12 protein-coding genes are annotated in these 12,599 nt (G+C 76.1%); 7 read left to right on the forward strand and 5 right to left on the reverse strand.

What is annotated here, in order from left to right; all coding sequences use genetic code 11:
* Window positions 1–1,766 (forward strand): PD-(D/E)XK nuclease family protein (locus ACYVQV_RS18635; RefSeq protein WP_461024819.1); only part of this gene is annotated, 1,766 nt, incomplete at its 5' end.
* A 95-nt stretch (window positions 1,767–1,861) separates the two neighbouring features.
* Window positions 1,862–5,272, forward strand: a complete 3,411-nt coding sequence (locus ACYVQV_RS18640; RefSeq protein WP_461024829.1) for an ATP-dependent helicase — start codon at window positions 1,862–1,864, stop codon at window positions 5,270–5,272.
* Here the strand turns inward: ACYVQV_RS18640 and ACYVQV_RS18645 are convergent.
* Window positions 5,269–5,811 carry a Uma2 family endonuclease gene (locus ACYVQV_RS18645; RefSeq protein WP_461024820.1) on the reverse strand — a complete coding sequence of 181 codons (543 nt, stop codon included), beginning with the start codon at window positions 5,809–5,811 and terminating at the stop codon, window positions 5,269–5,271. The two genes, ACYVQV_RS18640 and ACYVQV_RS18645, sit on opposite strands and share 4 nt — an antisense overlap.
* 95 nt (window positions 5,812–5,906) lie before the next feature.
* Window positions 5,907–6,311 (reverse strand): antibiotic biosynthesis monooxygenase family protein, encoded by a 405-nt coding sequence (locus ACYVQV_RS18650; RefSeq protein WP_461024821.1) that lies wholly within the window; start codon window positions 6,309–6,311, stop codon window positions 5,907–5,909.
* A 122-nt stretch (window positions 6,312–6,433) separates the two neighbouring features.
* On the opposite strand from ACYVQV_RS18650, the gene ACYVQV_RS18655 reads away from it, so the two are divergent.
* Together ACYVQV_RS18655 and ACYVQV_RS18660 are read left to right on the forward strand one after the other, a co-directional pair.
* Window positions 6,434–6,628 carry a helix-turn-helix transcriptional regulator gene (locus ACYVQV_RS18655; protein WP_461024822.1) on the forward strand — a complete coding sequence of 65 codons (195 nt, stop codon included), beginning with the start codon at window positions 6,434–6,436 and terminating at the stop codon, window positions 6,626–6,628.
* On the forward strand, window positions 6,615–7,061 hold the full coding sequence (locus ACYVQV_RS18660; protein WP_461024823.1) for a hypothetical protein: 447 nt from the start codon (window positions 6,615–6,617) through the stop codon (window positions 7,059–7,061). Before ACYVQV_RS18655 ends, ACYVQV_RS18660 begins: the two co-directional genes overlap by 14 nt.
* 52 nt (window positions 7,062–7,113) lie before the next feature.
* Here the strand turns inward: ACYVQV_RS18660 and ACYVQV_RS18665 are convergent, their stop codons facing one another.
* The 3 genes from ACYVQV_RS18665 to ACYVQV_RS18675 all read right to left on the reverse strand — a co-directional run bounded on the left by ACYVQV_RS18665 (window position 7,114) and on the right by ACYVQV_RS18675 (window position 9,301).
* Entirely contained in the window at window positions 7,114–7,986 is an 873-nt protein-coding gene (locus ACYVQV_RS18665; RefSeq protein WP_461024824.1) for an EamA family transporter, read from the reverse strand.
* Between the two features lies 1 nt (window position 7,987).
* Window positions 7,988–8,248, reverse strand: a complete 261-nt coding sequence (locus ACYVQV_RS18670; protein WP_461024825.1) for a metal-sensitive transcriptional regulator — start codon at window positions 8,246–8,248, stop codon at window positions 7,988–7,990.
* A 135-nt stretch (window positions 8,249–8,383) separates the two neighbouring features.
* The gene (locus ACYVQV_RS18675) at window positions 8,384–9,301 is read right to left on the reverse strand and encodes a phosphotransferase (RefSeq protein WP_461024826.1); all 918 of its coding nucleotides are present in this window, start codon (window positions 9,299–9,301) and stop codon (window positions 8,384–8,386) included.
* A 102-nt stretch (window positions 9,302–9,403) separates the two neighbouring features.
* Here ACYVQV_RS18675 and nudC point away from each other — a divergent pair, with 102 nt between their 5' ends.
* The 3 genes from nudC to ACYVQV_RS18690 all read left to right on the forward strand — a co-directional run bounded on the left by nudC (window position 9,404) and on the right by ACYVQV_RS18690 (window position 12,016).
* Window positions 9,404–10,315, forward strand: a complete 912-nt coding sequence (nudC, locus tag ACYVQV_RS18680) for an NAD(+) diphosphatase (protein WP_461024827.1) — start codon at window positions 9,404–9,406, stop codon at window positions 10,313–10,315.
* Window positions 10,316–10,422: 107 nt separating this feature from the next.
* A complete protein-coding gene (locus ACYVQV_RS18685; RefSeq protein WP_461024828.1) occupies window positions 10,423–10,830 on the forward strand; it encodes a YciI family protein in 408 nt (135 codons plus the stop codon).
* Window positions 10,831–10,870: 40 nt separating this feature from the next.
* Complete coding sequence (locus ACYVQV_RS18690; RefSeq protein WP_461024830.1) at window positions 10,871–12,016, forward strand: RNA polymerase sigma factor; 1,146 nt, start codon at window positions 10,871–10,873, stop codon at window positions 12,014–12,016.
* The last annotated feature ends 583 nt before the right edge of the window (window positions 12,017–12,599 follow it).

Genomic DNA, 12,599 nt, shown 5'->3' on the forward strand with positions numbered 1-12,599 from the left:
TGCCCGAGCGCACCGCGGAGCCGGGCGCCCGGGTGGCCCGGGTGCTCGCTGCGGGGCGGTCGGCCGCCGCCGACGGCGCGGACGCCGAGGCGGTGCTGTGGGCGCTGTGGGACGCGACGGGCCTGGCACCGGTGTGGCGCCGGCAGGCCCTGGCCGGTGGGCCGGGCGGCCGGCGGGCCGACCGCGACCTGGACGCCGTGGTCGCCCTGTTCGACGCGGCGGGCCGGTTCGTGGACCGGCTCCCCGCGTCCGGCGCGTACGAGTTCCTCGCCCACCTCGACGCCCAGGACGTGCCGGCGGACACGCTGGCCGAGCGGGCGTCGGGGACGGACGCCGTGGCGCTGCTGACCGCCCAGGGCGCGGCGGGTCGCGAGTGGGACCTCGTGGTCGTCGCCGGGGTGCAGGACGGCGTGTGGCCGGACCTGCGCCTGCGTGGGTCGCTGCTCGGCGCGCAGGACCTCGTGGACGTCGTCACGGACCGGCGGTTGCCCGGCGGCCGCGCGTCCGGGGGTGGCGCCGGGGGTGGCGCCGGCGTGGGGACGGACCACGCCGCGTCCCGGGAGGCGGCTGCGGCGGCTCGCGCGCAGGTGCTGGCGGACGAGCGTCGGCTCCTGCACGTCGCGGTCAGCCGCTCGCGCGACCGGGTCGTGGTGACCGCCGTCCGGGACGCCGACGAGCGTCCCTCCCCGTTCGTCGACCTCGTCGACCCGCCGGCGCTGCCCGGTGCCGAGGCGCCCGGTCAGGTCGCGACGCTGACCACGGAGGGCGAGCGGCGCTTCACCGCGGTACCGCGGCAGGTGTCGCTGCCCGCCCTGGTCGCCGAGCTGCGGCAGGTGCTGCTCACCGCCGACGGCCACCGGGACGGCAGCGGCCGGGTCGTCACGGCCGCCCGGCGGTCCGAGGCCACCCGTCAGCTGGGCCGCCTGGCCCGCGCCGGGGTCCCTGGTGCGCACCCGGGTGACTGGTACGGGCTGGCGGACCTCGCCGGCGACGGGCCGCTGCGCGCCCCGCAGGAAGCCGTGCGGGTCTCGCCGTCGAAGGTCGAGTCGTTCGGGCGGTGCCCGCTGCGGTGGTTGCTGGAGAGCAGCGGCGGGACGGCGGGTGACAGCACCTCCCAGTCGGTGGGCACCCTCGTCCACGACGTCGCCGCCGAGCACCCCGACGGCAGCCACGACGAGCTCGCTGCGGCGCTCGAGCGGCGCTGGGCGACGCTCGGCCTGCCGAGGACGTGGATCGGGGCGCGCGAGCGGGAGCGGGCCGACGCGATGGTGCGCCGGCTGGCGCAGTACCTCGCCGCGTCGGGGCGCGAGCTCGTCGCCGTCGAGGAGGACTTCTCGGCACGCGTCGGTCGCGCCGACGTGCGCGGCCGCGTCGACCGCCTCGAACGGGACGCCGACGGGCGCCTGGTCGTCGTCGACCTGAAGACCGGCAGCAGCAGACCCGGCAGGGACGAGGTGGCCGAGCACGCCCAGCTGGCGACGTACCAGGTCGCCGTCGAGGCCGGTGCCTTCGCCGAGCACGGGACGAGCAGCGGCGGGGCGGCGCTCGTGCAGGTCGGCGGCAGCTACGCCAAGCACGCCGAGCAGAAGCAGCCGCCGCTGCAGGCGTCCGACGACCCGCAGTGGGCGCGGCGCCTGCTCGAGGACGTCGCCGACGGGATGGCGGCGGCGGCGTTCGAGGCGGTCGAGAACTCCCTGTGCCGGGTGTGCCCGGTCGCGGCGAGCTGCCCGGTGCAGCCCGAGGGCCGGCAGGTGGGGCAGCAGTGAGGCAGCAGCCGCGCGGGGCGCGCCCTGCTGGTGAGCGTGCGCGCCCGGTCCAGCTCGACCTGCTCGAGGAGGCCGCCGCCGCCGAGCAGGTGACGGTGGCACCTGCTCGCCAGCGGCCGACCGCCGCGCAGGTCGCCGAGCGCCTCGGCCAGCACCGGCCCACGGACGAGCAGGCCCGCGTCGTCGAGGCGGACCTCGGCCCGATGCTCGTCGTCGCCGGTGCCGGGTCGGGCAAGACCGAGACGATGGCCGCCCGCGTCGTCTGGCTCGTCGCCGCGGGGCTCGTCGCGCCGGACCGCGTGCTGGGCCTGACGTTCACCCGCAAGGCCGCCGGGGAGCTCGCGGACCGGGTGCGGCTGCGACTGCGCCAGCTGCGCGCCGCCGGGGGCCTCGCCGTGCCCGACGGTGTCGAGCTGGCCGACCCGACGATCGCGACCTACCACTCCTACGCGGCGTCGGTCGTCGCCGACCACGGGCTGCGGCTGGGCGTGGAGCCCCGCTCGCGCCTGCTCGGCGAGGCCGCCAGCTGGCAGCTCGCCCAGGAGGTGGTCGAGGGCTGGGCGGAGGACCTGGCGGCCGTCGACCGGGCCCCGTCGACCGTCGTCGAGGGGCTCGTCGCGCTGTCCGCCGAGTGCGCCGAGCACCTGGTCGAGCCCGCGGACCTCGGCGACCACCTCGACGAGCTGCTGGAGCGGCTCGGTGCCCTGCCGAAGGACGACGCGGGCGGGGCCCCCGCCGTCCCGCCCCGGTCGTGGGAGTGCGCCAAGGCCCTGGCGGCGTTGGCGGCGCGCCGCCGGCTCGTGCCCCTGCTGGAGGCCTACCAGCGGCGCAAGCGCGAGCTCGAGGCGCTCGACTTCGGTGACCAGGTCGCGTTGGCCGCGCGGCTGGCCCGGGAGGTGCCCGAGGTGGGCGCGGGTGAACGGGGCCGGTTCGACGTCGTCCTGCTCGACGAGTACCAGGACACCAGCACCGCGCAGCTGATGCTGCTGCGCTCGCTGTACGGCGGGGGCCACCCCGTCACCGCGGTCGGCGACCCGCACCAGTCGATCTACGGGTGGCGCGGGGCCAGCGCCGGCAACCTCGAGCGCTTCGGCAGCGACTTCCCCCGCCCCGACGGCACGCCCGCGCCGGTGGCGTGGCTGAGCACGTCGTGGCGCAACGACCACGCCGTGCTGGACGTCTCCAACACGCTGGCCGCGCCGCTGACCGCGTCGTCGCGGGTCGAGGTCCGCGAGCTGTCCGCGCGGCCGGGCGCCGGGCCGGGCCGGGTGGTGGCCCGGTGGTGCGCGACGGTCGAGGAGGAGAACGCGGCGCTGGCCGACGACCTGGAGCGTGCGTGGCACGCCCAGGACGAGGCCGTGGCGCAGGGCAGCCCCCGGGCGACGATGGCGGTGCTGTGCCGCAAGCGGTCCCAGTTCGTCGGGGTGGAGCAGGCGCTGCGCGAGCGGGGGCTGCCGGTCGAGGTCATCGGACTCGGCGGGCTGCTGGAGCGCCCCGAGGTGGTCGACGTCGTCGCGACCCTGCAGGTGCTGCACGACCCGACCCGCGGTGACGCGCTGGTGCGGCTGCTCACGGGGCCGCGCTGGCGGATCGGGCCGCAGGACCTGGAGACCCTCGGCGAGTGGGCTCGCGCCCTGCACGCCCGGCACCGCCCGGCGCCGTCGCCCGGCCGGGACGCGCAGCCGGTCGACGAGGAGGTGCTGGTCGACCCCGACGCCGTCGACGAGCGCAGCCTCGTCGACGCGCTCGACGACCTGCCCGCCCCCGGGTGGGTCGGGCCGCACGGGCGCGGGTTGACCCGTGCGGGGTACGAGCGGCTGACCCGCCTGTCCGGTGAGCTGGCCCGGCTGCGGCGGCGGGCGTCCGCGCCGCTGCCCGAGCTCGTCACGGACGTCGAGCGCACCCTGCGCCTGGACGTCGAGCTCGCCGCCGTCCCCGGTGTCGCGCCCGCCACGGCCCGGGCCCAGCTCGACGCGTTCACCGACGTGGCGGCGTCCTTCGCCGACTCGGCCGACCGCCCGACCCTCGGGGGCTTCCTGTCGTGGTTGCGGGCGGCCGCCGAGCGTGAACGCGGCCTCAACCAGGCCGAGGAGGCCGACGAGGGCGCGGCCGGTCACCCCCCGGAGACCGCCGAGCCGAGCCGGACGGCGATCCAGCTGCTGACCGTCCACGCCTCCAAGGGCCTGGAGTGGGACGTCGTCGCCGTGCCCGGTCTCGTCGAGGGGTCCTTCCCGTCGACGTCATCCCGTGAGGGCGAGGACACGGCCCCGGGGTGGTTGTCGGGGCTGGGTGTGCTCCCGTACGACCTGCGCGGGGACGTGGACTCGCTGCCCGTCTGGGGCTGGCGCTCGGCGACGCACCTCAAGGACCTGGACACGGCGGTCAAGGACTTGAAGCGCGCGTGCGGGGCGCACGACGTGGCCGAGGAGCGACGGCTCGCGTACGTCGCCGCGACCCGGGCCCGCCGCGACCTGCTGCTGTCGGGGTCCTGGTGGCAGGACGGCAAGCGGCCGCGGCGGCCGTCACGGTTCCTGCTGGAGGTCGCCGAGGCGTTCGCCGGCGACCCGCGCGTCGTCGTCCAGGGGCTCGAGCCGGAGGTGATCGAGCAGGGCCCGGAGCAGGACGAGAACCCGCGTCTGGCCGAGCCACGGCGCGCGGCGTGGCCGTACGACCCGCTCGGGACCCGGCGGCCCGCGGTCGAGGCGGCGGCGGGCGCGGTCCTCGCCGAGGTGGAGCGCCAGCAGTCCTCGGAGGTCCCCGTCCTGCCGAGGGGCGGTGAGCACGACGGCGCCGCGGCGCGGGCGGCGGACGCGGACCAGGCAGGTGAGTGGGACCGCGAGGTGGAGCGCCTGCTGACCGAGCGGGAGCTGGCGTCCCGGCCGGAACGGGACGTCGTCCTGCCGGTGCACCTGTCGGCGTCGCGGGCGGTCCAGCTCGCGTCGGACCCGGGCGGGCTGGCCGAGCAGATCCGCCGTCCGATGCCCACGCCGCCGCACCCGGCGACCCGCCGCGGCACCGCCTTCCACGCCTGGCTGGAGCAGCGGTTCCGCGCCGACGCCCTCGTCGACGTCGAGGACCTGCCCGGTGCCCAGGACGAGGGAGCAGCGGACGACGCCGAGCTGCCGCGCTTGAAGGAGGTCTTCCTGGCGTCGGAGTGGGCGAACCGCGCGCCGGTGGCGGTGGAGGTCGACGTGGAGACGCCCGTCGGCGGCATCGTGCTGCGCGGTCGGATCGACGCCGTGTTCCCGCGCGACGAGGGCGGTTTCGACGTCGTGGACTGGAAGACCGGGACGCCGCCCACCGGGGAGCGGCGCCGTGCCGCCGCGGTGCAGCTCGCGGTCTACCGGCTGGCGTGGGCGCGCCTGCACGACCTGCCCTTGGACGCGGTCGGCGCCGCGTTCTTCTACGCCTCGACCGGGGAGACCGTCCGGCTGGCAGACACCCTCGACGACGCCGGGATCCTCGCGCTCATCGACGAAGCGACGGCGCTGCCGGCGCTGACCTAGTCGGCCAGGAGGGCGGCCACGTCGACCTGCAGCGTCGACGGGCCGAAGACGACCTCCTGCGGCTGGCCCGCGGTGACCTGGGCGACGCGGGCGTAGAGGCCGTCCTCGGTCAGGTCGAACGCGTCGAGCGTGCCCGTCGTCGGGTCCAGGACCCAGTAGTGGGCCAGGCCGGCACGCGCGTACCGGTTGGTCTTGAGCACCAGGTCGGTGGACCTGTTCGTGGACAGCACCTCGACCACCAGGAGGGGGGTGCCGGTGAACCGCACCTGCTCGGTGGTCACCGGATGGACCATGACGTCGGGGATGAACTCGTCCACGTCCGGCTTCCAGGCCCAGGCCAACGCGACGCGGGTGTCGTCCCGCACGACCGCCTGGAGGGCGGTGGCCAGGCGCAGGCAGGCCGCTTGGTGCTGCCGGGTCGGGCTGGGCGTCATCTGCAGGCGCCCGTCGACGTACTCGGCACGCAGGTCCTCCGGTAGCTGCTCGTACATCTCCCACGTCAGGGGCGTCCCCGAGGCGAGTGGCACGGTGACGCTCATCCTCCGGCTCCCTTCCCTGTCACCTGATCGTACGGCGGGGATCCCAGGATGCCGCAGGACCTGCTCGGCGCGCAGTCGTCGTGACGACCCGGTACCTACCCGGCCACGGGGCCCTCGTCGGCGCCGGAGCCGCCCGCGACCCGGTAGGACCACAGCTCGCTGCTCACGGCGACCGGCCGCTCCTGGCCGCCCTCGCCGTGACCGTGGCCGTGGCCGGCGCTGCCGCCGTGGCCGTGGCCGTGCCCCTCGGGCTGCTCCTCGCCGCCGCCGCGGTGGCCGCGGGAGAAGGCGGGGGAGGTCACCCACGCCTGGAAGGCCTCCTCGTCGCGCCAGCGGGTCACCACGAGCCAGGTGGTGCGGCCGTCGGTCGGTGCGAGCAGCTCGAAGCCCTCGAAGCCGTCCTGGTCGTCGACGGCGCCCGCGCGGGCGGCGAACCGGCGGGCGAGCTCGTCGCCGCTGTCCTCGGGGACGGTGATCGCGTTGATCTTCACGACGCTCATGAGCCGATCCTCGCATCCGGCCCGTCACCCGGGACGGAGGACAAGCACCCTTGACATTCGCTGGGGACGACAAGCATCCTTGACACGACAAGTCCGCTTGACACCGACCGCCCGAGGTGATCGTGAGGAACGACGTCCGCGAGCTGCGGCTCGCCCAAGGGGCCTCCCAGCGGGAGCTGGCCGAGGCGCTGGGGGTGTCCCGGCAGACCGTCAACTCGATCGAGACGGGCCGCTACGACCCGTCCCTCCCGCTGGCCATCGCGATCGCCCGCCACTTCCACCGCACCGTCGAGGAGATCTTCCATGTCGAGCCCTGAGACCAGCCGCCCCGCGGGCGGCCCCCTGACCGCCCGGCACAAGGCGACGTTCGTCGTGGTGATGCTGGTCGTCCTCGCGGCGGTGCTCGTCGGCGGGCTGCTCCTGCGCGAGCACGGCCCCGGCAACATGGGCAACGGCTTCCTCCAGGGGGCCGCCGTCGGCCTGGTGGGAGCGGCCGTGGCCGCGTGGCGGGTCGGCCGCGGGTCGGCGTCCAGCTTCGAGCGCGCGTGGACCCAGACCGGAGACGAGCGGGACGACGCGCTGCTCACCCGGGCGCTGGCCGTCGTGGGCCTGCTCAGCCTGCCGCTGACGGCGGCCGCGACGGTCGCCGTGGGGGTCGGCGCGGACGCCGTCGTCGTCCTCGGCGGGCTCGTGACGGCGTTCGCCGTGGTCCTCGCGGCGTCCTTCGGCGTGCTGAGCCGCCGCGGGTGACGTCGACGGGCACCGTGCCCGGTGCGGGGGCGGGCACGGTGCCGGTCCGGCGTCAGTCCGGGTGCGGCGCCGCCGGTTCCGGGGCGCGTGTCGCCGCGGCGGCCGACGCGACCACGACCAGGCCGATCGCCAGCCACTGCCGGGGCAGCAGCTGCTCGGACAGCACCACCCGGCCGGCGAGCGCCGCGACCGCGGGCTCCAGGCTCATCAGCACCCCGAACACCGCGGTGGGCACGCGCCGCAGCGCCTCGAGCTCGAGGGAGTAGGGGATGGCCGAGGAGAGCAGCGCCACCAGGAGCCCACCGGCGAGGAGCGCGACGGTGAGGTTCCCGGACAGCGACACCACCCCGGCGGGTGCGACGACGAGGGTGGCGACGACGAGGGCGACCGCCAGCCCGGCGGTCCCCGGCAGGGCGGCCCCGACCCGCGCGGACATGAGGATGTACCCGGCCCAGAACAGGCCGGCCAGCAGCGCCAGGCCGACGCCGACGAGGTCGAGGCGCTCCTCGCCGCTGCGGGCCAGCAGGACGATCCCCGCGGCCGCGGTCGCCACGACCGCCAGGTCCGCCCGGCGGCGGGACTGCGCCACGGCGACACCCAGTGGGCCGACGAACTCGAAGGTGACGGCGACGCCCAGCGGGATCCGGTCGAGCGACTCGTAGAACGCCCAGTTCATCCCCGCCAGCGTCACCCCGAACAGCAGGGCGCTGCGGTGGCGCAGGTAGGCCAGGCGCGGGCGGGCGATCGCCACGACGAGGACGGCGGCGAGCGCGAGCCGCAGGAACACCACGCCGGCCGGTCCGGCCTGGTCGAACAGGCCCTTGGCGAAGGAGGAGCCGACCTGGACCGAGACCACCCCACCCAGGACCATGAGCACGCCGAGGCGGTGCCGCGACTCGTCGTGCGTGCGGACGGGGCGGGCCACGTCAGGCGAGCGAGAGGAAGAGCTTCTCCATCTGGGCCTTGTCGACCTCGCCCTCCTCGCCGGCGGCGACGCACTGTGCCAGCCCGGAGGCGATGATCGCGAACCCGGCCTTGTCGAGCGCTCGCGAGACGGCGGCGAGCTGGGTCACGACGTCCTTGCAGTCGCGGCCCGACTCGAGCATCCGGATGACCCCGGCGATCTGGCCCTCGGCCCGTCGCAGCCGGTTCGTCACCGACGTGACGACGTCGTCCTCGATCTGCATGTCCCGCTCCTCGTCTCGGTCTCACCAGGGTACCCCGAGGGGTATGGCTTCGGTGGTGCAACCCGGATCCCCGGCCACATCTTTCCGCGGCGGGGCAGCCGGGCGGCAGGCCGGGGTCAGCGGCCCGCCGGCGCGTCAGAGCGCGCTGTCCCCGACGTCCTCGGCGAGGTCACGCAGCATCTGGGTGGCGTCGTCGACGACCTTGGCGTCGTCGCCCCGCACCCCGTGCAGCAGCCACCGGGCCAGCGCCAGCTCCCCGGCCAGCCGCGCCCGGACGGGCAGGTGCCGGTCGGGCTGGTCCGCGCGCCCGACCGCGTAGGCCTCCAGCACCGAGTCGAGGGCCTCCTCGTCCGCGCCGACCGCGAGCCACGCCAGGTCGTCGGCGGGGTCGGCGACGCGGGCCTCGGCCCACCCGAGGACGCCGACGACGTCGACCCCCTGGACGAGGACGTGCTCGGCCACCAGGTCGCCGTGGACGACGCACGGCTGGAACCGCCAGCGTCCGACGTCCTCCAGCGCCTTCTCCCAGCGCGACAGCAGCGGGGCCGGGACGTGGCCGGTCTGCGCGGCCCGGTCCAGCTCGCTGATCCGCCGCTGCCGGTACTCGTCGGCGCCGTACGACGGCAGGCCGGCGTCCTCCAGCACCTCCCGCGGCACGTCGTGGACGGCGGCCAGCGCCGTGCCCAGCCGCGCCGCGAGCCCGCGCCCGGGCTGCAGCACCCCCGGGTGCAGCGGTGTGCCTCCCAGGTGCGGGTGGACGACGGCACGCCCGCCCTCGTCCAGCGCGACGGTCCCGGCGGGCTCCGGGACGGCGAAGGGCAGGGTCGCGCGCTCGTCGGCCAGGGCGCCCAGGACACCGAGCTCGGACTCCAGCAGCGCGCCGGCGGCGGCGTTTCGCGGCGCGCGCACCGTCCAGACCCGCCCGCGCGCGTCGGCGACGACCGCCTCGTCGACGTCGTCCGCCGTGGCCTCGGCCGCGCGGGTGCCGACGGGGTCGAGGTCGCGGACGGCGGCACTGGCCAGGGCAGCCAGGACGAACGGGGAGCGCTGCACGGCGTCCACCGTAGGCGCACCGGGTGCCCGGGGGACGCCGGGGACCGCGCTCGGCGCGTCGCCGGTCCCGGTGGCCGGACGGGGCGGGCGTACGGTCGGCGCATGCACCCCCGGCTGCCCGGTCTGACGCTGTCCCGCTCCGCCCTCGACCGCGCCGGCTACCGCCGCACCGACCCCGGCCTGCTGGGCGCCTGCTGGGCGGATCCGCGCACGCGCGTGCTGCGCGTCGGCGGGGGCCGGGTCCCCGTCGTCGACGCCGGCGACGGTCCCGCCCTCGGCGTGCTCTCGCCCCTGGACGTCGGGGAGCAGCCCACCGGGACGTGGCTGTTCCTCGGCCAGGACGCGGACGGCGTCGCGCACCTGGCCGTGGACGCGGAGCCGGAGGACGGCTGGCTCGGGCTGCGTGAGCTCGGCGCCGTCCTCGACGACCTGGGTGCGGGGCTGCTCACCACCGCGGTGGCGCTGACCGCCTGGCACCGCACCCACACCCACTGCCCCCGCTGCGGGCACCCCACGGAGGTCGCGACGGCCGGGTGGACGCGGCGCTGCCCCCAGGACGGCAGCGAGCACTACCCGCGCACCGACCCCGCGGTGATCATGACGGTGGTCGACGGCGACGACCGGCTGCTGCTCGGGCACAACCCCGCCTGGCCCGAGGGCCGGTTCTCCACGCTCGCCGGTTTCGTCGAACCGGGGGAGTCCCTGGAGGCGGCGGTGCGCCGCGAGGTGGCCGAGGAGGTGGGGGTCGCCGTCGGGGACGTCGAGTACCTGGGTAGCCAGCCGTGGCCGTTCCCCGCGTCCCTGATGCTCGGTTTCACCGCCCGCGCGCTGTCGGACGACGTCGTCGTGGACGACGAGGAGATCAGCGACGCCCGCTGGTTCACCCGCGAGGAGCTCGCTGCCGGGGTCGCCGACGGGACGGTGCTGCCGCCGTCCGGGCTGTCGATCGCCCGCCGGCTGATCGAGCACTGGTACGGCGGTCCGGTGCCCGACGGCCCGGGGACGTGGCGCTGACGGGCGCCGGCGAGAAGTGCTCCGGGCGCCGTGTCGAGATCGCGCGGCCTGTTCCGTCCCAGGGGTGAGAGCGGCCACGATGGGCCGCACCGCACGAGGAGACCGACATGGCCAAGTACCTGCTGCTCAAGCACTACCGCGGCGGCCCCACGCCCCTGTTCGACACCCCGATGGACCAGTGGTCCGAGGACGAGGTCACCGCGCACATCCGGTACATGGACGACTTCGCCGACCGCCTGCGGCAGACGGGGGAGTTCGTCGACGGGCAGGCGCTGTCGCCGGAGGGCACGTTCGTCCGCTTCGACGGTGAGGGCAGGCCCCCGGTCACCGACGGACCGTTCGCCGAGACGAAGGACCTCATCGCCGGCTGGATGGTGGTCGACGTCGACGGCTACGACCGGGCCCTCGAGCTCGCCGGCGAGCTGTCGGCCGCACCCGGCAAGGGCGGGGAGCCGCTGCGCGAGTGGCTGGAGGTCCGGCCCTTCCTCAGCATGCCGCCGACCGTCACCGACTGACTCCTCGGGCGAGCCGGTGGACAACCTGGTGGACGAGCTGGTGGACGAGCACCGGCTGCGCACCCTGGTGCCGGCCGTGATCGGCGTCCTCGTCCGCCGCGGAGCAGACTTCGCGGCGGCCGAGGACGCCGTCCAGGAGGCCCTCGTCGAATCCGTGCGGCGGTGGGGCAGCGACCCGCCGCGCGACCCGCGGGCCTGGCTGGTGACGACGGCGTGGCGCAAGCACCTGGACGCCGTCCGCGCCGAGTCCTCCCGCCGGCGGCGCGAGACGCTGGTGGAGGAGGAGCCCGCGCCCGGACTGGTGACGTCGGCGGACGACAGCCTGTGGCTGTACTTCCTGTGCGCGCACCCGTCGCTGAGCCCGGCGTCGGCGGTGGCGCTGACGCTGCGGGCCGTGGGTGGCCTGACGACCCGGCAGATCGCCCGGGCGTACCTGGTGCCGGAGGCCACGATGGCGCAACGGATCAGCCGGGCGAAGCGCACCGTCGCCGAGGTGCGGCTCGACCGGCCGGGGGACGTCGCGACGGTCCTGCGCGTCCTGTACCTGGTGTTCAACGAGGGGTACTCGGGGGACGTCGACCTCGCGGCCGAGGCGATCCGCCTGACCCGCCAGCTCGCCGCGGCCGTCGACCACGAGGAGGTCGCCGGGCTGTTGGCCCTGATGCTCCTGCACCACGCTCGTCGGGACGCCCGCACCCGCCCCGACGGCAGCCTCGTCCCGCTGGCCGACCAGGACCGCAGCCGCTGGGACACCACGCTGATCGCGGAGGGCGTGCGGGTGCTGCAGCGCGCCCTGGCCCGCGACCGCCTCGGCGAGTACCAGGCGCAGGCGGCCATCGCCGCCCTGCACGCCGACGCCCCCTCGGCGGACGAGACCGACTGGGTGCAGGTCGTCGAGTGGTACGACGAGCTGGTGCGCCTGACCGACAACCCGGTCGCCCGCCTCAACCGGGCCGTCGCCCTCGGCCACGCCGACGGCCCGCGCGTCGGCCTGGCAGCCCTGGCCGAGCTCGACCCCGACCTGCCGCGCCACACCGCGGCCGCCGCCTACCTGCACGAGCAGGACGGCGACCTCGCGCTCGCCGCGCGTCTGTACGCCCGAGCCGCCGAGCGGGCCACCGACCAGCGCGAGCGCGACCACCTGGTCCGGCAGGCCGCGCGGCTCAACTCCGCGTCAGGCTCCTGACAGCACCGAACCGGTGCCTCGCCGGGGTGTGAGCCACTGCGCACGGACGATCTTTGCCGATCTGGTGGCGGGACATGCCGCGGCCCGGGTAGAAATCGCGCTGGTTGCCGCCGCCGGCGGCCCTAGTGGTTTGAGTGCGGGGGTCGTCGGCTGTGCGTGGGTCGCTGCTGCGTGTGTCGGGTCGTGTGGTGTGGCCGTCTCGTCGGGCGTTGCGCTCGGTGGTGGCTGTGTCGGTGGCGTCGGCGGTGGTGCTGACGACCGGTGAGCTGGCGGTGGCTGAGCCGCCGCGCCCGGCGGCGGCGCAGAAGCCGGTGAGGGTGGTGGACCTGCCGGTCGCGTCCTCGACACCGGCGCCGGGTGCCGCGGGGCAGGGCGGCGTGTTGGCGGCTGGTGGGTTGGGTGAGCAGCCGTCGGTGGCGCAGGCCCCGCCTGCTGAGACCGCGTTCTCCCGGGGACGTTCCCAGCTGGCTGAGCGGGGGGAGTTCTTCTGTCGCGCGTCAGGATTCGTGGCAGGGCTGTTGTGTCAGTCCTGAAGGAGAATCCACGACATGGGAAGACCGCCTTCGATCCCGGCTGAGAAGAA

It is taken from the genome of Thalassiella azotivora (assembly GCF_054781695.1).